The sequence below is a fragment of the Metabacillus sp. SLBN-84 genome, from assembly GCF_053629595.1.
Genome location: NZ_JBRJIP010000001.1, coordinates 1,095,470 through 1,117,147 on the forward strand (window position 1 = coordinate 1,095,470; position 21,678 = coordinate 1,117,147).

20 protein-coding genes and 1 other annotated feature are annotated in these 21,678 nt (G+C 45.6%); of the genes, 15 read left to right on the forward strand and 5 right to left on the reverse strand.

All coding sequences use genetic code 11. From position 1 onward, the window contains the following. Positions 1-143: 143 nt before the first annotated feature. Positions 144-370: a binding site (T-box leader), on the forward strand. Between the two features lie 97 nt (positions 371-467). The 4 genes from leuS (at position 468) to RKD52_RS05415 (ending at position 4,027) form a co-directional block, all read left to right on the forward strand. Then, a complete protein-coding gene (gene leuS, locus RKD52_RS05400) occupies positions 468-2,882 on the forward strand; it encodes a leucine--tRNA ligase (protein WP_454098952.1) in 2,415 nt (804 codons plus the stop codon). A gap of 107 nt (positions 2,883-2,989) precedes the next feature. After that, complete coding sequence (locus RKD52_RS05405; RefSeq protein ID WP_454098953.1) at positions 2,990-3,304, forward strand: rhodanese-like domain-containing protein; 315 nt, start codon at positions 2,990-2,992, stop codon at positions 3,302-3,304. A 300-nt stretch (positions 3,305-3,604) separates the two neighbouring features. Next, complete coding sequence (locus RKD52_RS05410) at positions 3,605-3,844, forward strand: DUF2553 family protein (protein WP_454098954.1); 240 nt, start codon at positions 3,605-3,607, stop codon at positions 3,842-3,844. Then, positions 3,845-4,027: a sporulation protein Cse60 gene (locus RKD52_RS05415; RefSeq protein ID WP_454098955.1), complete on the forward strand. Its 183-nt coding sequence runs from the start codon at positions 3,845-3,847 to the stop codon at positions 4,025-4,027. Positions 4,028-4,039: 12 nt separating this feature from the next. Here the strand turns inward: RKD52_RS05415 and RKD52_RS05420 are convergent, their stop codons facing one another. After that, entirely contained in the window at positions 4,040-5,317 is a 1,278-nt protein-coding gene (locus RKD52_RS05420) for an NAD(P)/FAD-dependent oxidoreductase (protein ID WP_454098956.1), read from the reverse strand. Between the two features lie 341 nt (positions 5,318-5,658). Here RKD52_RS05420 and RKD52_RS05425 point away from each other — a divergent pair, with 341 nt between their 5' ends. Both RKD52_RS05425 and RKD52_RS05430 read left to right on the forward strand, forming a co-directional pair. Further along, positions 5,659-7,281: a putative polysaccharide biosynthesis protein gene (locus RKD52_RS05425; RefSeq protein WP_454098957.1), complete on the forward strand. Its 1,623-nt coding sequence runs from the start codon at positions 5,659-5,661 to the stop codon at positions 7,279-7,281. Positions 7,282-7,653: 372 nt separating this feature from the next. Next, positions 7,654-8,379 (forward strand): pseudouridine synthase, encoded by a 726-nt coding sequence (locus tag RKD52_RS05430; RefSeq protein ID WP_454098958.1) that lies wholly within the window; start codon positions 7,654-7,656, stop codon positions 8,377-8,379. Positions 8,380-8,468: 89 nt separating this feature from the next. Here the strand turns inward: RKD52_RS05430 and RKD52_RS05435 are convergent, their stop codons facing one another. Then, positions 8,469-8,693 carry a DeoR family transcriptional regulator gene (locus tag RKD52_RS05435; RefSeq protein ID WP_029278908.1) on the reverse strand — a complete coding sequence of 75 codons (225 nt, stop codon included), beginning with the start codon at positions 8,691-8,693 and terminating at the stop codon, positions 8,469-8,471. 314 nt (positions 8,694-9,007) lie between these two features. Beyond that, positions 9,008-10,309, reverse strand: a complete 1,302-nt coding sequence (locus RKD52_RS05440) for an NCS2 family permease (RefSeq protein WP_454098959.1) — start codon at positions 10,307-10,309, stop codon at positions 9,008-9,010. Positions 10,310-10,642: 333 nt separating this feature from the next. Between RKD52_RS05440 and pepV the strand changes: the two genes are divergently transcribed. Together pepV and RKD52_RS05450 are read left to right on the forward strand one after the other, a co-directional pair. Continuing rightward, positions 10,643-12,037 (forward strand): dipeptidase PepV, encoded by a 1,395-nt coding sequence (gene pepV, locus RKD52_RS05445; RefSeq protein WP_454098960.1) that lies wholly within the window; start codon positions 10,643-10,645, stop codon positions 12,035-12,037. Positions 12,038-12,152: 115 nt separating this feature from the next. After that, positions 12,153-13,331: an MFS transporter gene (locus RKD52_RS05450; protein ID WP_454098961.1), complete on the forward strand. Its 1,179-nt coding sequence runs from the start codon at positions 12,153-12,155 to the stop codon at positions 13,329-13,331. 26 nt (positions 13,332-13,357) lie between these two features. Here the strand turns inward: RKD52_RS05450 and cysK are convergent, their stop codons facing one another. Then, positions 13,358-14,290, reverse strand: coding sequence for a cysteine synthase A (cysK, locus tag RKD52_RS05455; protein WP_454098962.1), 933 nt, complete (start codon positions 14,288-14,290; stop codon positions 13,358-13,360). A gap of 199 nt (positions 14,291-14,489) precedes the next feature. On the opposite strand from cysK, the gene thpR reads away from it, so the two are divergent. The 7 genes from thpR to RKD52_RS05490 all read left to right on the forward strand — a co-directional run bounded on the left by thpR (position 14,490) and on the right by RKD52_RS05490 (position 21,346). Beyond that, positions 14,490-15,038 (forward strand): RNA 2',3'-cyclic phosphodiesterase, encoded by a 549-nt coding sequence (gene thpR, locus RKD52_RS05460; protein ID WP_454098963.1) that lies wholly within the window; start codon positions 14,490-14,492, stop codon positions 15,036-15,038. 44 nt (positions 15,039-15,082) lie between these two features. Next, on the forward strand, positions 15,083-15,466 hold the full coding sequence (locus RKD52_RS05465; protein WP_454098964.1) for a CidA/LrgA family protein: 384 nt from the start codon (positions 15,083-15,085) through the stop codon (positions 15,464-15,466). Next, positions 15,463-16,152, forward strand: a complete 690-nt coding sequence (locus RKD52_RS05470; RefSeq protein WP_454098965.1) for an LrgB family protein — start codon at positions 15,463-15,465, stop codon at positions 16,150-16,152. The genes RKD52_RS05465 and RKD52_RS05470 overlap by 4 nt, the downstream gene beginning before the upstream one ends. A gap of 31 nt (positions 16,153-16,183) precedes the next feature. Further along, a complete protein-coding gene (locus RKD52_RS05475) occupies positions 16,184-17,104 on the forward strand; it encodes a hypothetical protein (protein ID WP_454098966.1) in 921 nt (306 codons plus the stop codon). Between the two features lie 126 nt (positions 17,105-17,230). Further along, on the forward strand, positions 17,231-18,148 hold the full coding sequence (locus RKD52_RS05480; protein ID WP_454098967.1) for a diacylglycerol/lipid kinase family protein: 918 nt from the start codon (positions 17,231-17,233) through the stop codon (positions 18,146-18,148). A 74-nt stretch (positions 18,149-18,222) separates the two neighbouring features. Then, a complete protein-coding gene (pulA, locus tag RKD52_RS05485; protein ID WP_454098968.1) occupies positions 18,223-20,355 on the forward strand; it encodes a type I pullulanase in 2,133 nt (710 codons plus the stop codon). A 178-nt stretch (positions 20,356-20,533) separates the two neighbouring features. Then, positions 20,534-21,346 (forward strand): phosphotransferase family protein, encoded by an 813-nt coding sequence (locus RKD52_RS05490; RefSeq protein WP_454098969.1) that lies wholly within the window; start codon positions 20,534-20,536, stop codon positions 21,344-21,346. Here the strand turns inward: RKD52_RS05490 and RKD52_RS05495 are convergent. Next, complete coding sequence (locus RKD52_RS05495) at positions 21,343-21,621, reverse strand: YtzH-like family protein (protein ID WP_029278932.1); 279 nt, start codon at positions 21,619-21,621, stop codon at positions 21,343-21,345. The genes RKD52_RS05490 and RKD52_RS05495 overlap by 4 nt on opposite strands. Positions 21,622-21,678: the final 57 nt, after the last annotated feature.

Consider the following 21,678-nt stretch of genomic DNA (forward strand, 5'->3'; position numbering starts at 1 on the left):
CCATCTCACACCTTATCTCTCAACATCTTACACTTCTATTAAAAGCATGATTTTCCCGCATTCCTGCCCATTTCTGAAGTTTTTATAGCGAACAGCTTGCAACCGTGGTTTAAATTCTATAAAATACATGTATAACTTTATGATTTTGAACGGTGATAAGGATTAGTAACAGACTGCGGATGCTCAGAGAATTGACGGACGGTGAGAGTCAATCATCCAATGCCTGCGAACTCGCCTTTGAGTTACGGATGCGAACTGCAGGGCAGCCTGCACGGTAATGTCTGTCGTGATCCACGTTACGGATATCAAGTGAGTGCCGTATGGCGCTAAATTGGGTGGTACCGCGGGAAATAAACCTCTCGTCCCTTTCGGGGACGGGAGGTTTTTTCTGTTTTCTCCGTTTAACAATCCAAAACCCGTTCAAACTAAACTAGTAGAAACAGCGCACCAATCAGAGGAGGATAATGATGAATTACAAGCACGAAAAAATCGAGAAGAAATGGCAGAACTACTGGCTTGAAAATAAAACGTTCAAAACAACGGAAGATGCCGGCAAGCCGAAATTTTACGCACTTGACATGTTTCCGTATCCATCAGGAGCGGGCCTTCATGTCGGACATCCGGAAGGCTTTACCGCAACAGATATACTTTCCCGCGTAAAACGCATGCAGGGATATAACGTCCTTCATCCGATGGGATGGGATGCATTCGGTCTTCCTGCTGAGCAGTACGCGCTAGATACTGGAAATGATCCTGCAGAGTTCACGGCCAAAAATATTGATACATTCCGCCGCCAGATTCAAAGCCTCGGATTTTCATATGACTGGGACCGTGAAATCAATACGACAGATCCTGAATACTACAAGTGGACACAATGGATTTTCCTTCAGTTATATAAAAAAGGTCTTGCTTATGTTGATGAGGTAGCGGTCAACTGGTGTCCTGCACTTGGAACGGTACTTGCGAATGAGGAAATCATCGACGGGAAAAGCGAGCGCGGAGGCCATCCTGTAGAACGCCGCCCGATGAAACAATGGATGCTTAAAATTACGGCATATGCAGACCGTTTGATTGAGGACCTTGAAGAGGTTGACTGGCCGGAGAGCATCAAGGAAATGCAGCGCAACTGGATCGGCCGCTCTGAAGGAGCGCACGTCCAGTTTAACGTTGACGGACATGAAGAATCCTTTACTGTTTTCACAACACGTCCGGATACGCTCTTTGGCGCAACGTATGCTGTCCTTGCTCCCGAGCATGCTTTAGTTGATAAAATTACAACAGAAGACCAAAAGGAAGCTGTAGCCGCTTATCTTGATAAAGTAAAAAGCAAGAGTGACCTTGAGCGGACAGATCTTGCGAAAGAAAAAACAGGTGTATTCACAGGGGCCTTTGCTGTTAACCCTGCAAACGGCGAAAAAATGCCGATCTGGATTGCAGACTACGTTCTTGTAAGCTACGGAACTGGCGCTATTATGGCTGTTCCCGCACACGACGAGAGAGACTATGAATTTGCAAAAACGTTCGACCTGCCGATCAAAGAAGTTGTTGAAGGCGGCAATGTTGAAAATGAAGCATATACAGGCGACGGCCAGCATGTGAACTCTGATTTCCTTAACGGCTTAAATAAAGAAGAAGCCATCGAAAACATGATTGCATGGCTAGAAACAAACAAGAAGGGCGAGAAAAAGACGACTTACCGTCTTCGTGACTGGCTGTTCTCCCGCCAGCGCTACTGGGGTGAGCCGATTCCGATTATTCATTGGGAAGACGGCACAATGTCAGCAGTCCCTGAGGAAGAGCTTCCTCTGACACTGCCGAAGACGACAGAAATCCGCCCTTCAGGCACAGGCGAATCTCCGCTTGCCGTTATTGAAGAGTGGGTGAACGTAACAGACCCTGCAACAGGCAAAAAAGGCAGACGGGAAACAAACACGATGCCGCAATGGGCCGGAAGCTGCTGGTACTACCTGCGCTATATTGATCCAAAGAACGCTGATCACCTTGCAGATCCTGAAAAAATTAAGCAGTGGCTGCCTGTTGACACATACATCGGCGGTGCCGAACATGCGGTTCTTCATTTGCTGTATGCGCGCTTCTGGCACAAAGTGCTTTACGACCTTGGCATTGTTCCTACAAAAGAGCCGTTCCAGAAATTGTTTAACCAGGGAATGATCCTCGGGGAAAACAACGAAAAAATGAGCAAATCCAAAGGCAATGTTGTCAACCCGGATGATATCGTTGCAAGCCACGGTGCTGACACACTCCGCCTTTACGAGATGTTCATGGGACCTCTTGAGGCTTCTATCGCCTGGTCTGAAAAAGGACTTGACGGAGCTCGCCGATTCCTTGACCGCGTATGGCGTTTGTTCGTCGAAGATAACGGAGCTCTGAATGCAAAAGTGACAGACAGCACATCTGACAGCTTAGAGCGTGTGTATCATCAAACCGTTAAAAAAGTAACAGAGGACTACGAAGGGCTGCGCTTCAACACAGCGATCTCCCAGCTGATGGTTTTCATTAATGAGGCGTACAAAGCAACCGTTCTTCCGAAGTCTTATATGGAAGGCTTCGTTAAATTGCTTTCACCGGTAGCGCCCCACCTTGCAGAGGAATTATGGGAAAAGCTTGGCTACGAAGGAACAGTCTCCTATGAAACATGGCCTGCATACGACGAAGGCAAATTAGTAGAGGACGAAGTGGAAATCGTTGTTCAGGTAAACGGGAAAGTAAAAGCGAAACTTCACGTTCCAAAAGACGCAACCCGCGAAGAAATGCAGGAGCTTGCTCTTTCAGACGTTGACGTGAAAGAACAGGTTGACGGAAAAACAATACGCAAAATCATTGCCGTTCCCGGAAAACTTGTAAATATTGTAGCGAACTGAGAAAAAGCAGGCCATGGCGCCTGCTTTTTTCATGCCTCTGTGAAAGTGGTATGTCAGACACAGGCTTTGGTATAATAAAGCCATCTGAAACAGAAAGGATGATTATAATGAGAGAAATGACAACAGACGAATTACATAAAAAACTGAAAAGCGGAGAAACTTTGAACCTTGTAGATGTGCGCGAGGACGATGAAGTGGAAGAAGGGATGATTCCTGAAGCAAAACATATCCGCATGGGAGAAATTCCTGAAAAGCTTGATCAATTTGATAAAGACAAAGAATACATCATCATCTGCCGGTCAGGCGGACGCAGCGGCAACGTCTGCTCCTTCATGGAGGACAAAGGCTACAAAGTGACGAATATGGCGGGCGGCATGCTTGACTGGAAAGGCGACACAAAACGCAAAAGTGAATTGGCGTAACAAGATATCTCCCTGCTTCGGCAGGGTTTTTTTATGCTTTTTAACGGTATTGGCTGCAGTCCATCGCGGATTGCATGCTATTACCCGGTTCCGAATTCGGAATAACAGTTCTAACAATCCAAATCATGCCTTTAACAATCCAAAACAGAAGTCTAACAGTCCAATTCGCATCTCTAACAATCCAAATCGGCAATCTAACAGTCCGAATTAATAAAACACATGATTCTTCCGTTATAAAATGAAAACGCTATCATAAACAGCAGCCGTCAAAAATACACTTCAACTAAGGAGGGATGTGATATGTCTGACTATCACAAGCTTGATGTAACGAATCGCGTTGTCGCAAAGCTGCACGGGGAATTTATGGAGCTTTACATTGGAAAGGAGTATATCGGAAAGCTTGTCATAACTTCTGATGGACGGGAATATGAATTAGTAAATGGATTCATGATGGAAGAGGACAGGTTTTACCGCGTGTATGAACGGAACTGCGAGCTCCAGCAGCAATACGCGGAAGGCTGTGATATGGGATGGTGCTAAATGTACAAGGTGGCCGTTTTTGACAAAGAGCACGAAAAAGATCTGGAGAAGGCAATCAATCAATTTTTGAGGTCCATCTCAGATGAGCAGCTGGTTGACATCAAGTACAATGTGTCGGCAGCCTGCGATCAGAACGGGGAGCAGCTTTATTGTTTTTCAGCACTGATATTATACAGAACCTAAAAAAGGAAGCCGCTATAAACTAGCTGCTTCCTTTGCATATTGTGCGGCATTTTTTCCGGCAAGCCTGCCTGTTACAAGAGCAGATGTTATGTTGTAGCCTCCTGTATAGCCGTGGATATCAAGGATTTCTCCGCAAAAATACAAACCGTCCATAAGTTTTGATGCCATTTCTTTCGGATGGATCTCCTTAACGGAAACCCCGCCACCTGTTACGAACGCCTTGTCGATAGAAAGCGTTCCGTGAACGTTGAACTGAAATCCTTTGCAGTCCTGGATGAACGAGCGCCATTTTTCCATCTGCAGATTGGCTGCCGGCAGATTTGGGTCTATTCCGTTTTTCTCAAGCAGAAACAGAAGGTATCTTTCCGTCAGGAATCCTTTGAGCACGTTCTTAACGGTCTTTTTAGGTTCTGACTTAAAGAGCTTTACCGTTTCCTGAAATAGCTCTTCCTGGTTCCGTTCAGGAAACGAGTCGATGCTCACGGGGATAGCCGTGGTTTTAAACTTTTTCATCGCTTTTACGACGTATTGGCTGCAGCGGAGAACTGCCGGTCCGGAAATCCCGAAGTGGGTAAAGATCATGTCCATCTGGTGCGTTTTAATGACCTTGCCTTTAGGATTCAAAACACTCAGGGCAACATTTCGGAGTGAGAGGCCCTGCAGCGTTTTTTCCTGAATGAAATGCTCATTGGATGTTACGGGAACTTCTGTCGGAAAAAGCTCTGTAATGGTATGCCCTGCTTTTTCAGCCCATGCATACCCGTCTCCTGTGCTTCCGGTATGTGGAACGCTTTTGCCCCCGACAGCAACCACAACCGCCTGTGTTTGAATATACTCTCCGTTTTTTAACCGCACTCCGGCGGTCTTGCCGTTCTCGTACTCGATCGTTTCCACAGGCTCGTTTGTCCGGATTGTCACACGCAGCCTTTTAAGTTCATTAAGAAGAGCATCGACAACAGACTGAGCTTTGTCTGTGACCGGAAACATCCTGCCGTGGTCTTCTTCCTTCAGCTGAATGCCAAGCTTTTCAAAAAAGAGGATGATATCTTCATTGCTGAATTCTGAGAATGCGCTGTATAAAAATCGTCCGTTTCCGGGAATATGTTTAACAATCTCATCAACCGGGAGCCTGTTCGTGACATTGCATCTGCCGCCACCTGAAATCGCAAGCTTTCTGCCGAGTTTATTTCCTTTATCGAGCAGGAGGACGCGTGCTCCTTTTTCACCTGCAGCAATCGCTGCCATCAGGCCGGATGGACCGCCTCCGATAATAACTACATCAACCTTCATGCTTTCACAACCTTTTCTTTCTGAAAAAAACTTTTCTCTCCCTATTATAGCGGAATCATGTAAAATGCCAAATCCGCCTATTATTATTCATGGAGTTATAAAGAACATAAGGCTGTCGAACCTTATAAAGTAATCAGCGTCCAGCTCCAGCGCCTAGATCCTCTGTCAGAACAAATTCGCCAAAAAAGTCAAACCCGGACTTTTTTGGCGGATTCTTTTCTGCCTGCCGGAGCGGGCCTTGGCGCTTCCGCTTTTGTGATGCACAAACATTCTTGTTATAGGTGCCTAATGTGTTAAAATAGAAAAGTTGAATCTTCAGAGAGAAATTGGTGATTTCATTCATGTCGAATAAATTATTGCGGGGAACACTCGTATTAACGCTTGGCACTTACATATCAAGAATTCTGGGTATGATCTACATTATCCCGTTCTATGCGCTTGTCGGAAAAGACGGCGGGGCCTTGTACCAGATCGGATATGCGCAGTATGCCGTTTTCCTCGGCATAGCTACCATGGGATTCCCCCAGGCGGTTTCAAAATTTGTATCAAAGTATAATTCCATAGGAGATTACGCAACAAGCAGAAAAATGTTCCGGGTGGGCATCTCGGTTATGTTTTTAACGGGAGTGCTTGCGTTTATTATTCTCTATTTCCTGGCGCCGGTTTTGGCTGAAAGCTCGCTTGGACAAAGAGAGATCGGCAATACAACGATTGACGACGCCGTGCTTGTCATCCGCATGGTCAGTCTCGCTTTAATTGTCGTGCCGATTATGAGTCTGATCAGGGGATTTTTCCAGGGACATCAGTCGATGGGGCCAACTGCAGTTTCTCAGGTCATTGAACAGATTGTCAGAATTGCCTTCCTGCTTGCGTCAGCTTACCTGGTTTTGAAGGTATTTGACGGCTCGCTTGTAACGGCAGTCGGCTATTCAACCTTTGCTGCATTTGTCGGAGCCATCGGAGGACTGCTTGTGCTGTTTGTCTACTGGCAGCGCCGCAAACGCGGTCTTGAAGCGATGAGGGAGAATGTGGTTCCTGCTGAAAATATGCCTGCAGGACGCATGTTTAAAGAGCTTTTCTCATACGCTGGGCCATTTGTTTTTGTTGGACTTGCTATCCCTTTATATACGTACATTGACACAAATACGTTCATTAAAGCGATGGTTGAAGGCGGATTTAAAGAAACAGCAACCGGTATTTTTTCAATCGTGACTTTATATCTTCCGAAACTAGTGATGATTCCCGTATCACTTGCTACAGCCTTCGGATTGACGCTTGTACCGACGATTACAAAGTCCTTTACAAATAACAATATGAAGCTTGTGAACAAGCAGATTGACCAGGCCTTTCAGATTATCATCTTTCTGACACTGCCTGCGATTGTGGGCCTTGTCATTCTTGCAGAGCCTGCCTATATGCTTTTCTATGAAAACGACCCGGACGGCCCGGGCCTGCTGAGATGGTTCGCTCCTGTTGCGCTCCTGTTTTCTTTCTTTACCGTAACAGCGGCCGTTCTTCAGGGAATCAACAAGCAAAAGCTTGCTGTAATTTCCCTTTCGCTTGGACTGATCATTAAACTTGCTGTAAATGCTCCGCTCATTGAGGCATTCCAGGGAGTAGGATCCATTCTCGCAACTGCGCTTGGGTTCGGTGCATCCATTCTATACAGTTTTGCAATGATCCGCCGCCACGCCGGCTATTCATTCAAACTGCTGTTCAAACGCACCGTCTTTATCGGAATTCTGACGGCTTTTATGGGTCTGGTCGTATCAGTCACCCAATCCGTTCTATCTATTTTTATTGAATACTCTGATGGAAAAATGCAGTCAGTCATCATTCTGCTGATTACAATCGGTCTAGGAGCCGCAGCATACCTGTACGCAGCGCACCGCTCTCACTTGCTTGAGAAGCTGCTCGGAGGCCGTTTTTCCTTTTTAAACCGCAAGAAGAAGGCTTCTGAATAAGCCTTCTTTTTTAAAAGCTCTAGAAGATAAAAAGAGGACTGCTTACAGCGTACTGTAAGCAAACCTAGTGGATTGCAGCGGAAGGAACTTGACTCCTTGTCCAGCTGCAGCGCCCAACTCCTCTGTCAGAACAAAATCCCCCAAAAAGTCAAACCCGGACTTTTCGGGTGATTTCTTATCTGACTGCCGGAGCAAAACGGGCGCTTCCGCTTTTCTAAGGGATGAAGAGGGCACGGAAGATCCCGCAAGCGCAGCGAGGAAGCTTCCGGCCCTCCCCGCGGAAAGCAAGTTTCTGGAGCGGAGAGGAACGGCATATTTCCAGAATCCGCATTTGCGCAAATCTATACTTTAACGCAAAAGGCAGGTCGTACCATGAGAATCGATAAATTACTTTCAAACATAGGCTATGGAAGCAGAAAAGAAGTAAAACAGCTGCTGAAAACAGGTGCTGTAAAGGCTGACGGCAAGATCATCAAGGATGCCAAAACACATGTTGACCCAGCGCTTCAGGCCGTGACAGTACACGGTGAAACAGTTGAGTACAAAGAGCACATTTACCTGATGCTGAACAAACCGGCCGGCTTCCTGTCGGCCACAGAGGACTCTGTCCAGAAAACGGTTATTGATCTGCTGGAAATGATTGATGCCGTCTACAAGCCGTTTCCTGTGGGACGTCTGGATAAAGACACAGAGGGGCTTCTTCTCCTTACAAACGACGGCCAGCTTTCGCATCAGCTGCTCTCTCCTAAAAAGCATGTGCCAAAAACGTACTATGCGAAAATTGAGGGACATGTGACAGAAGAAGATGCGTCTGCTTTCAAAGAAGGGGTAGAGCTTGATGACGGGTATGTCACAAAGCCTGCCCGCCTTGAAATCATCGAAGCAGGAGAACGGTCAGAGATTCGTATCACAATCACTGAAGGCAAATTCCATCAAGTAAAACGGATGTTTGAGGCAGTCGGCAAAAAAGTAGCCTATCTGCAGCGCATCAGCATGGGCCCGCTTCATCTGGATGAGAGTCTTGAACTCGGAGAATACAGAGAGCTGACGGACGAAGAAGTGGAAGCTCTGAGGAATGCACAGGCCATAGAGCTGTAAAATGACAAGAAAAAAACCAGTCGCCAAAAGGGCAGACTGGTTTTCTTATGTATGCAAGTTTAACATTTTTTTCCGGAATAAATGGCTTTCTAGGAAGACATTTTTCTAACCTTCTTCTGTGTAATTGTCCATTTGCCTCTGCTTGGGCTCCGAACCAGGTCATTATACGCTAACACATTTAAATCTCTTTGAATGGTTCTGGGTGTAATACCAAATTCGTCAACAAGCTGCTGAGTTGTAACAGTACCTCTTTCATGGATAAACATGTAGACAGATTTGATACGAGTTAGCATACGGTTTGTTGAAGGTTTCAAAAAACCACTCCTTATCATTTGATCGTATGGCATAGCCTACTGCAACCTACGATGTCCCCTACTGCAGATGTTACTGTACTAATTTAGTTTATGAACGCTACAACAATATTTTACACGATTTCGACATCATCATACCAGCGAAAAGCTAGAATTAACAAAATTTTTACATAGTTTTAATCTTGTTACACACTGATTTGTTCTATATTTCTTATTTTACTATATGTAATTAATTCTGAATAGTATGACATTTTTATGCGTATAAAAAAGCACCCATATCTAGTATGGATGCTTTTAAAGTGTTTTATGAGCGGCTTTTAATGTCCGCCGAGGAACACGAGCTGAATAAAGAACAGAACGGCAAAGATATAAACAAACAGGTGAACCTCTTTCCATTTTCCTTTTGCTATTTTCATAAGCGGATAAGAGATGAAGCCCAGCGCTATGCCTGTTGCAATACTTGAAGTGAGCGGCATTGCAATAATGACAAGGAAGGCCGGGAAAGCTTCGTCAAGTTCGTTCCAGTTAATTTTCGCAATGTTGCCCATCATTAAGCTTCCTACGATAATCAGGGCAGGGGCTGTGATGGCTGCTATGCCTGAAACGGCTCCTACAAGCGGGCTGAAAAAGGCGGTAAGCCCGAACAGCACGGCAACAGTTAATGTAGTGAGTCCTGTTCGTCCTCCGGCGGCAACGCCTGCAGAGGATTCGATGTAGGCAGTCGTCGGACTTGTGCCGAACATAGCTCCTACAGTCGTTGCAGCAGAGTCGGCTAGCAGCGCTTTGCGTGCATTCGGCAGTTCATTACCCTTCATGAGACCGGCCTGCTGGGCAACGCCGATCATCGTGCCGGTTGTATCAAAGATCGTAACCAAAAGGAAAGAGAAAACAACGGCGTAAAGACCATTTGAAATCACCTGTCCAATGGCATCTGCCGGGTTCAGGACCATAAATCCTTCAGGCAGGCTCGGTACAGAGACAAAACCATTTTCAAATGAAAGTTCTCCGGTAAAATAGGCAATAATTCCAGTAATGATCATCCCGAAGAACAGGGCGCCATGAACGTTCAGGCTCATAAGGAGCAGGGAAACTGCAAGCCCGATCAGAGCAAGGATAACAGGTGGTGAAGATAGATCACCAAGCGTCACAAGGTTTTCAGGATGGTCTGTTACAATGCCTGTCAGTCTGAGGCCGATAAAGGCGATAAACAGACCGATTCCCGCTGTGATGCCGTATTTCAGGTTAGCCGGGATGGCTTCAATCAGTTTTTTGCGGAACGGTGTCAGCGATAAGATCAGGAAAATGATGCCCGCCACAAAAACAGAGGCAAAGGCAACCTGGTAGCTGACCTGGTGGCCGCCGACAACCGAGTAGGCGAAGTAAGCGTTCAGACCCATTCCGGGTGCAATCGCAATCGGGTAATTTGCAGCAAGAGCCATCCACAGCGTTCCGACAATTGCCGCGATGATGGTGGCTGTAAATACCTGGTCAAATGGAACGCCTGCATCTGCAAGGATAATCGGGTTTACAACCACGATGTAAACCATCGTCAGGAAGGTTGTGATCCCTGCAAGTGTTTCTGTGCGTACCGTTGTTTGATGTTCTTTCAGTTTAAACATAGTAAGCCTCCAATGTGTAGTCTTTCAGGCAGCCATCAGCTGCTGTCATGAGAAAGGTCCCTTGAAAGCAGGGACCGCTGTTGAATAATTGGCATCTGCTTTTTTTCTGCGCTGTCTATCGGCAGCAGAAGCAGAATGAGTGATGAGTGCACTTGATAAACGAACGTTTTTGCAAAACATTTATTATATTATTCGTTTTTAGGTAGATTTGCAAGAGTTTTTGTTTTTTGTTTAAGCTTAGTTTCTCCGTGGAGCGCTTTCTTATGTTTGCATCCTTTGGTATCTTAACTAAGTAGAGGTACGATGAAAATGATCATGAAAAGAGGTATGCAAATGGATTGGATGCAGGAAGTACTGACAAGAAAAGATCAATTTACCGAAGATACTCAGGAATTTTTGCGGATTAAGAGCGTGCTGGATGAGAAATCAAAAACAGAAGGCGCTCCATTTGGAAAAGGTATACATAAAGCATTAACTCACATGCTCCAAAAGGGAGAAAAAGACGGGTTTACGGCTAAAAACCTCGATGGCTACGCCGGACACCTTGAAATGGGACAGGGAGATGAAATTGTAGGCATACTCTGCCATGTCGATGTTGTACCTGAAGGGGACGGATGGAGCAGCGATCCATTTGGAGCAGAAATCCGCGACGGAAAAATTTACGCGCGCGGGGCGATTGATGATAAAGGCCCGACAATGGCAGCTTATTATGCCATGAAAATTGTAAAGGATCTCGGGCTTCCGCTGAACAAGCGGGTGCGGATGATTCTTGGAACCGATGAAGAAAGTGACTGGGGCTGTGTGGAGCACTATTTCAAACATGAAGAAATGCCTTCCCTCGGTTTTGCTCCAGATGCAGATTTTCCAATCATAAATGCCGAAAAGGGTATTATTGATGCAAAGCTTTCGTTCCATTTTGATAAAGCGAGCATCAGCAAAAATGGACCAAAGCTCCTTTCTTTCAAGTCAGGAAGACGTTTTAATATGGTGCCGGATTTCGCTGAAGCAATCGTTCAGACAGATGATGCAAAAGCCCTTGCCGAAAAATACAGCAGCTACCTGTCCCAGTACGAGATAAAAGGCAGTGTTTCAGAGGAGAATGGCACCCTCAAATTAACCGCTGAAGGGATTTCCGCTCACGGAAGCCTTCCGCATACAGGCAAAAACGCAGGGCTATTGCTTGGGCTTTTCCTTGCTGAAGCTGAGCTTGATCATAATGGAAAGGTCTTTTTGAAGCAAATGACCGCCTTTTTCAGCAATGATACAAGAGGAGAGAAAATCGGCATTCAGTGTGAAGACGAAGTTAGCGGAGAATTGACAGTCAATCTCGGCATCATGTCATATGACAGCAAAGAAGGCGGAGAGCTTGGGGTAAACATCCGCTACCCTGTTACAGCAGATTCGGAAAGGATTCAGGAAGGACTCAAATCCATCACTGATTTTCACCTTACATCCTTCAGCGACTCAAAACCGCATTATGTGGAAGCAGAGCATGAACTCATTCAAAAGCTTAAAAAGGTTTACGAGGAGCAGACAGGGGAGAAGCCTGAACTGATTGCCATCGGCGGAGGAACATATGCGCGGTCGCTTAAAGCAGGTGTAGCTTTCGGCCCTATGTTTCCGGGAAGACCGGATGTAGCTCATCAAAAGGATGAATACGTGATCATCGACGATCTTCTGAAGGCAACGGCCATTTATGCTCAGGCCATTTATGAACTGGCAAAATAAGATTAACGAAACGCTTTTCATGTGGTAGGATGTTTGAAGAAGCTTTTAGCCGCTCTCTTTCCAGGGAGCGGTTTTTAGCAATCGAAATGACAGGTGGGGAAAGAAGGCTGCTGGTTTGGATTACACTCTTCAAAGAGAACACCGCATGACGCGGGTTTCGTTCTGTTCGTTTTATTTTCTCATGTTTTTTGCCATTGGATCTCTGTTTCCTTTATTGCCAGTTTATTTAAAGGACAGTGTAGGACTTTCAGGAAGCCAGATTGGAATCATTATGAGCATCAGCCCGGTTGTTATGATTTTAGTTCAGCCGCTGTGGGGGATTTTAAGTGACATCACGCAGAAACCGACTGTTTTACTGACCGTCGCTTTGACGCTTGCCGGACTGTTTGGGATTGTATTCTCACTTCTTGACGGCTATTTCTCGCTGATTGTGATTGCTCTGCTGCTTGCTGTTGTTCAGAGTGCCCTCATTCCTTTATCCGACAGCATCTCAATGAATTATGTCCACAAGACCAAAACGGAATACGGTTCAATCAGGCTGTGGGGAGCTGTGGGCTTTGCAGTTGCTGTAATGGCTGTTGGCCAGCTGTCTGAACGCTATTCTCTTCACGTGATTTTTTATTCCTTTGCACTCGTGCTGTTTCTTGCCATTTTCTTTGCGGCGCAGCTGCCGAATGAAAGCAGAACGATGCAGATCAGCATCCGTGACGGCATAAAAGAACTTGCGAATGTGCCGAGGTATTTTCTGTTTCTATTTATCGCATTTCTTGTTCTTGGCCCTATTCTTGCCAATAATATTTATTTCGGCATTTTTGTCGCTGACCTTGGCGGCGGGCTGACCGGAATCGGCATTGCATTTTTGCTTGCGGCGGGCAGTGAAGCCCCGTTTATGAAGTTTGCAAGCAGCTGGATCAGGCGCCTCGGCATGATGAACATCCTGGTTATGGCAACATGCATTTCATGTCTCAGATGGTTTCTGTATTTCTTTGAACCGCCTCTTGGGGTTGTGTATGCCACAACGATTGCACAGGGCTTTTCTGTTGGATTGTTCATACCTGCTGCCCTTCAGTATGTGAGAGAGCTTGCTCCTGTATCTGTTGGGGCTACGGCGATTTCTCTGTATTCATCTGTTGGGAACGGGCTTGGAAACTGGTTTTGCACGTTTTTCGGGGGCCTTATCCTTGAAGGGTATTCGATTCTTCATGTGTATTTGTTCTTTGGAACAATGTCCCTCATTGCGCTTGTCATCCTTTGTGTGATGAAGCTGAATCAAAAAAGAGCTGTTCCGGTTTAGTCCGGAGCAGCTCTTTTTTCAAAGACTTATTCTTCTCTGAACACATCGCTTGATAGATAGCGTTCGCCTGTATCGCATGCGATGCAGACAACAACATCATCCGGTGTCAGGCGTTTTGCAACTTCAAGGGCGGCAAAGCAGGCTGCACCTGAGGATGGACCGACAAGGATTCCCTCTTCAGCAGCAAGTCTGCGTGTAATGGTGTACGCTTCTTCATCCTTTATTTTGAAAATCTCATCGTAGACATCCTGATTCAGAATGTCTGGAATAAATCCGGGACTTGTGCCGACAAGCTTATGCTTGCCGGGCTTTCCACCGGAAAGGACCGGGGAGCCGGCCGGCTCTACAACATGTACGGTCAAATCCGGGTAATGCTCTTTCAGCGTTTCGCCGGTGCCTGTAATGGTTCCGCCAGTGCCAGCTGTGGCAACAAATGCAGTAAGCTTTTTCCCGATCTCATCCATTGCGTCAATAATCTCGGGTGCCGTTGTTTTGCGGTGGGCATCAGCATTTGCTTCGTTTTCAAACTGCATGGGAACAAAGCTGTAAGGGATTTCCTGTGCAAGCTCGTTTGCCTTTTTTATGGCACCGGGCATTTTTTCGTCGCCCGGTGTAAGCACAACTTCTGCACCGTAAGCTTTAAGCAGATTGATGCGTTCCTGTGTCATCGTATCAGGCATGACAAGAATGGCTTTGTAGCCCCTTGCTGCCGCATTCATCGCAAGTCCGATGCCTGTATTGCCTGACGTTGGCTCGATAATCGTTGATTTTTCGTTTAACAGGCCCTGTTTTTCGGCCTCGACAATCATATTAAAAGCAGCTCTGTCTTTTACACTGCCGCTTGGATTGAAGAACTCAAGCTTAAGATAAACCGCAGCTCCGTCTTTTGGATTCAGGCGGTTTAATTTTAAAAGAGGTGTATGGCCAATTAAATCTGCCACATTTTCTACAACACGCATGATTTTTTCAGCTCCTTTAGTTGATATAATAGCATATCCTCTGATTGCCTTCCCAGCAATCGATTTTCTTAAAGCAAGGCGCTTTGTTTCTATTCTTCCCGGAGACTTTGATAAAATGAAAAAAGTGATTGCGCTGTTTTTGCATGGAAGCGCCGGAGCAGAGCCATACTCATAGCAAACAGACGGGAAAGGAACCGTTATGACGACACAAACCCATTATTTTATTGGAATACCTGTCCCTCAGAATGAAGGAGATAGACTGACAGCAAAAACAGAAGGGATGAGAAAGCTGTTCAAGTCCTGGGTTCATCCTCTGGATTATCATTTGACGCTCGCTTTTTTGGGGCATCCGGATTCCGCTGATCAGCTGCAGGCCGTCATGAAGGAACTGCACGCAGCCCTTGGCCAGTTTCCTTCCTTTCACCTGACAATCAGCGGTTTCGGCACATTCGGGAGAAAGCAGGCCCCCCGTATTTTCTGGGCGGGCGCGGAAAAATCAGAGCCGCTTGAAAAGATGAGGGAAACGGTATATTCCGTGTGCCGGGAACATGGTTTTGCACTTGATGAGCGTCCATTCGCCCCACATATCACGATCGCGCGGAAATGGGCTGCAGATGAAGACTTTCAGGAAAGGATGCTTCCGGATCATCCGGTGTCAGCCTTTCAGGTTTCAAAAATCAATCTGTTTCAGACCAGGCTTGGGGAAGTCCCTAAGTATCATGCAATTGACACTGTCTTATTGCGCTGATGCCCAATAAGATAAATAAGACTTTTAAGCTTAGCGGGGAAACTATGAAATTTATACGTATTGTTATTCAGCTTGCCGGTTTATTTCTTTTTTATTTTGCCGGCACAGCCATTCAGCAATTTTTCAGCTTGTCCATGCCGGGCAGTATTATCGGCATGTTTCTTTTATTTTTCTGCCTGTCCTTCAAACTCATAAAACTGCCGCTGTTAAAGGAAGGAAGCTCCTTTTTGCTTAAACATTTAGCCTTGCTTTTCGTTCCTGCAACGGTCGGGCTGATGGACCATTTTGACCTATTTGCGGGAAGGGGCCTGATCAGCGCGCTGATTGCTCTTTTCAGCACAGCTCTCGTCATGCTGTCAGCCGCTTCGGTAAGCCAGTGGATGAGCACCAGAAAAACGGCAAATGAAGGAGAGGGGGAAAACTCATGATGGCTGTGATCTTCTATATTGTCCTTACGGTTAACGTGTACGCCCTTATGAGAGAGGTTTATAAAAAATACCCTTTTCCTCTATTAGTGCCGATCTTAACGAGCACTTTTCTTTTAATTGTGCTTTTCCTTCTCACAGATACCGAGTATGCTGAGTATATGACCGGCGGAAAGTGGATTGATGCTCTTTTAGGGCCTGCTGTAGTCGCACTTGCCTATCCGCTGTATGAAAACAGACATGTGATGAAAAAGTATGCTTTGACCGTTTTTACGAGCGTTCTATCGGGAAGTATAATCGGAATTGTGAGCGGGGCCGGCCTTGCAGCATTATTTCATGTAGACCGGGAGATGATCCTGTCACTTGCTCCGAAATCGGTCACAAATCCCGTTGCAATGGATATTTCAGAAATACTCGGAGGAATCCCTGCGCTTGCGGTTATCTATGTGGTTATAGCGGGCATGTCGGGGGCTGTTTTCGGCCCGTCTCTTCTAAAGGCTTTTGGCATTAGCCATCCCGTTGCAAAAGGAATCGGACTAGGTGCGGCATCACACGGAACAGGTACGGCGAGAGCTCTTGAAATGGGAGAGCTTGAAGGAGCTGTCAGCTCCATTTCCATGACGCTGTGCGCCATATTTACGGCTGTTCTGTGTCCGGTATTGGTTCCGTTTCTTTTACATGTTCTGTGAGGATGAATGATCCGGAAGGAGTTTACATAAAGTGGCTCAATTAATAAAAGTTCACGCGTGCATATCCAGATATGAAATGGATCTGTACCGCTATCAGAGCCGGTTTCTGCGTGTGAAAAAACAGCAGTGGCTCATGCTGAAGGAAGCTTTTGAAAAGAATGAATTTCACCATTTTGTTAAAAAAGAGCAAATGGAAAGCACGGAAAAAGAGGGAGATTCCCTGACAAGGATACGGAGTTACAAGCTTAAAAAGGAAAGGTCCGGCACATCTGTCACCTATCCTGAAGCAAATATGGATTCATCTGAGCTGAGCTTTCATGCCATTCCCGGCTCCCTTGATGAGCTGAAGGAAATGTTTATGAAGCGGGTTTTTCACTTCCAGCTGAAATGGGCAACGTCAACCATAAGGGACAGATCATTTGCAGATCCTTCTCTCTCGGATGATCGCAATCTGAAGGAGCTTTTGCAAAAGCTTCCTGATCAGCATCTGATCATGTATGCTCCGGTCCTCAGGGTGAAAAATACATCCATTGCCCTCGACACGATTTTAATAAGCCCGGGGGAAATCACGTGCATTCATTTTCTTGAAGGTGACCGCCATGACGTCTATATGGGATCAGCAGAAAGGTTCTGGCGGAAAAACCCCGGAGAAAAAGATGAATCAAGTCTCCTCTCGCCGATAATCAGCCTCAGCCGGACAGCTGCCCTTGTAAAGCAGCTTTTAAAAGAAAAAGAGATCGGATTAAAAGTGAAAAAAGCGCTTGTATGCAAAGAGGGCTTTGTTGAATACCCGGAGGCTTCCTATGATTTGACAGTTGCGGATAAAAGGTCATACAGCCAGTGGATATATCCTCACATCCATCATTCAATGCCAATGAAGCATGATCAGCTGAAAGCAGCCGGTGTTCTCCTGGCTAATTGTGTGAGTGAATCGTTCAGAAGAAATGACTAATGCGCCTTTTGGCGTATTTTTTTATCCAATTACACCCACTTCCCCAAAGAAAAAAGCTATAATTTTACTAGACTCGGAATATCTCTTAAGGTATTCATAATCCACATGAAGATAATGGGGCTGACGATGGAAAACAGCATATACTTTATTATAAATCCCGTTGCGGGAAATGGACGGTCTTTGCGTGTTTTTAAAAAAATCAAAGCAGAAATGGAAAAGAAAAACATGGAGTACCGGTCTTTTATGACGGATTACGCCGGACATGCAGAAGTACTTGCCAGGCAAATTGCATCCATACATGACTATCGGCTGAAAACGGTGATAGGCATTGGCGGAGACGGAACGATTCACGAAATTGTAAACGGGCTGAGCGGGTTTGATCATATCAAAATCGGCTATATTGCGTCGGGGTCGGGCAATGATTTTAAAAGGGGATACGGCAGCTCAAAGGGGAAAGGCTCTGTTCTCACAAGACTGAACAGACAGGCTAAAAGCTATGACTTGGGCTGCTGCAGGGCCGGGAAAGCAGACCGGCTGTTTGTGAACAGCATAGGTGCAGGCTTCGACGCCTACGTTGCGAAGCTTTCCAGTGAAATGAAATGGAAAAAGATTCTGAATAGAGCGGGTGCAGGCTCCTTCGTATATACCCTTGCTCTTATGAAAGGTCTTTTCACCTACCAGCCCGGTTTGCTCTCTGTAACGATTGACGGCGAAGAAAAGGTTTTTGAAAAGGTCTGGCTTGCTGCAGTCAGCAACCATCCATATTACGGGGGAGGAATGAAAATCTCCCCTGATGCAAGGCCTGATGACGGATTGCTGAACGCCACCGTTGTCCACGGATTATCCAGAGGCAAACTGCTCCTTCTCTTTGTACTTGTTTTTACAGGCAGACATAAAGGGCTGAAAGAAGTTTCCATGATGGAGGGCCATGAAATCACGATATCAGGCCCCGTTTCTGTCATGGTGCATGCAGACGGAGAATATTTAGGCGAAACACCTGTTACAGTCACATTAAGGCCAAAAAGCATAAAGTATTATATCTGAATAAATATCAAGACGTGTCCACATGGGTATACTGGTGTGATGAAGAAACAACTATTGCAGGCAGGTGAATCAACATGCTAACGGTACAACGTGCATATCATGCATACCTTGACGAAATGAACTTAATCACCATTTTAATTCCTGGAGAAATGCAGGGAGAGGGAAAGAGGACGTTCTATCTGCTTGACGGGGAGACCCGGACAGAGCTCAAGTGTGAACGGATCGAGACGATTGAAAACAGAGTAAAGATTCAATGCAGGTTTGACCCGTCCGTTAAGCCCTTCGGAAAACTGTACGAAATTTGCGATGACCTGAACCGAAAAACCGATCTCCAGATGGGGGCTGTCATCAGAACAGATTTATTTGACGACTATTTTTACTACGGAGAAAATGACCTGGGCGCAGTTTACGGGGAGGAATCCACAGTATTAAAGGTCTGGGCTCCTACTGCGACAGAGGTGAAAGTAAAGCTTCTTTTTACGGATGTAAATAAAATAGAAACGATGCCTATGACGCTTGGAGAAAAAGGAATATGGACGATAGAGCTTCAGGGCAATTTTGACAGCGTTTTCTATACGTATCTTGTCTGTGTGAACCTGATCTGGAACGAAGCTGTCGATCCTTATGCAAAAGCGGTTTCCATAAACGGAGAGTACGGTGTCATAACCGATTTGAAAAAAACAGATGTGGAAAGAAAAAAACCTCAACCTTTTGAAAAATTGACCGATGCCATTATATATGAGGCTCATATCCGTGATTTCAGCATCCATCCGGACAGCGGCATCAATCAAAAGGGAAAATACGCAGCCTTCAACGAAAAAGAGACGAAAACAACCGGCGGATTATCGTCTGGTCTTTCCTATTTGCAGGAGCTTGGTGTTACCCACCTGGAGCTTTTGCCTTTTAACGACTTTGAAGGTGTGGATGAACAGGACACATCCGCAGAGTATAACTGGGGATACAATCCTCTGCACTTTAATGCGCCGGAGGGAAGCTATTCGGCTAAACCCGATGACCCTGCCCAACGGATAAGAGAATTAAAGAGCGCCATTCAGTCTATTCATGAAAGCGGAATCAGAGTGATCATGGATGTCGTGTACAACCACGTCTATATCCGGGAGACCTCTTCTTTTGAAAAAATTGTACAGGGCTATTATTTCCGTCACGACCACAACGGACTTCCGTCAGATGGAACAGGTGTCGGAAATGATATCGCATCCGAACGGAAAATGGCCCGGAAATTTATTGTTGATTCTGTTTCCTATTGGCTGAGCGAATATGATGTTGATGGTTTCCGTTTTGATTTGATGGGTATTTTAGATGTTGAAACGATGAATGAAGTCCATGCAGCATGTATGAGGATTAAGCCGGATCTTCTTATTTTGGGAGAAGGATGGGACTTAAACACCCCGCTTTCCTATGAAAAAAAAGCCATTATTGCAAACGCCGGGAAAATGCCGGGCATCTCTTTTTTCAATGACCAGTTCAGGGATGTGATTAAAGGGAGCACGTTCAATCTTTACGATAAAGGATTTATTTTCGGGCATACATCAAACCCGGATCTGCTGGCAAGAGTCATGACAGGTTCGATTGCCCATTTTACGTCGCCTGCGCAATCCATTAATTATGTGGAATCCCATGATAATCATACGCTTTGGGATAAAATGGAGGTGTCAAATCCTCATGAGGCGCATGAAGACAGACGGATGAGGCAAAAACTTGCTGCCGGAATGGTCATCCTTGCGCAGGGCATCCCGTTTTTTCACAGCGGCCAGGAATTTTACCGGACGAAAAAAGGCGTAGAAAACAGCTATAAATCACCTGATGACATTAATCAGCTCGACTGGAATGAACGGGAGAAATACGCTGAAGATGTCAAGTATATCAAGCATCTTATTGCCTTGAGAAAATCCCACGGCGCCTTCCGGTTTGGAGCTTCAGATGAAATCAGCAGACATTACCGGGTACTGAAAAATGAAGGCGGAGTATACGCATATGCATTAATGGACGTAAAAGAATATGGTCCATGGAGACACATCGCGGTCATTCACTGCAGCCATCGAAACGGTGCGGTCATTCCGCTTCCTGAGGGAGGAGAATGGGAAATCGCATCAAATCCATTGATGAATAAAGATCACCATGAACAGAAGGCAGACTCACAGATCACAGCAAATGAAATCGGCACTTTGGTCTTGTTTCAAAAGTAGCTTTTCGGTTTTTCTTGACTAAATTCGCCTGGAAACGATAAAATTTAAAAGGATGGCTACTTGTATCTGTTTGATTCATCAAACTAGCTGTCTTTTTTAATTGACTGAAATGATGACTAATGACAGGAAAAGCGCATGCTTTCTTTTCCTATTCCAAACTTATAAATGAAATGTTGGGTTGAAATTGAAGGTGAACTGGTTGGAACAACTACTAGGCAGCGAGTGGGAGCTATCTCCTGCTGGCGGAGCAACAGGCGATGCCTATTTTGCACAGCGAGAAGGACAAAAATTGTTCTTAAAACGAAATAGTTCTCCATTCTTGGCCGTTCTGTCTGCAGAAGGAATTGTTCCTAAGCTCGTATGGACAAAGAGACTGGAAAATGGCGATGTGATTACAGCACAGCACTGGCTCAGCGGCCGTGAGCTGAAGCCGAATGACATGAACGGGGAAAACGTAGCGGAACTGCTGCATAAGATCCATCATTCAAAAGAACTGCTTGATATGCTGAAGCGTCTTGGTAAGAAGCCTCTTACTCCATCCGTGATTTTAGAGGATTTAAAACAAACGGTTGAGTTTGAAAATTTCTATCTCCCTGAAGTGCTGCAGGCCCTTCACTATCTTGAAGAAAACCTGCCGTATGTGGACTGTGCCGAAAAAGTGGTCTGCCACTGCGATGTCAATCATAACAATTGGCTGCTCTCAAGCGAGAACCAGCTCTATCTGATCGACTGGGACGGCGCGCTGATAGCAGACCCGGCAATCGATATCGGCATGCTGCTGTACTGGTACATTGACGAAAAAGACTGGGACAGCTGGCTTTCTACTTACGGGCTTCAGCTTAACGATCAGCTTCGTGCCAGAATGTTCTGGTATGTGCTTGCGCAAACGATTACCTATACCCTTTGGTACCGTGCCAAGCACAATGAAAAAGAAACCAACGAATGGCACAGCTATCTCCGTCAAATGATTACAAAAATCAGCGCAGATTAAGAAAATGAATCAATGTCGCTGATCCACTGAGACAGCACATTTTGCTGAGACGTAATATATGAATTCAGTTCAGGGGAATTTTTTCCGTCCTGGCTGTACGAATAAATCGATTGCAGGACACCTTTTAAATCCTGATGCACATCAGCATGAACCATCAAAGATTTCACCACGCGCTCAAGCTGCTCGCATTCAGCAACCGTTCCGCAGCAGTCACTCTGGTGCTCTGACAGAATATCCTTTAACAACTCAACTTGATTCTCGTATTTAAGCGGCATAAAAAGCCTCCTTTGCAAATTCTTCTCTTAATTTGTGCAGGAGACGCTGTTTTCATT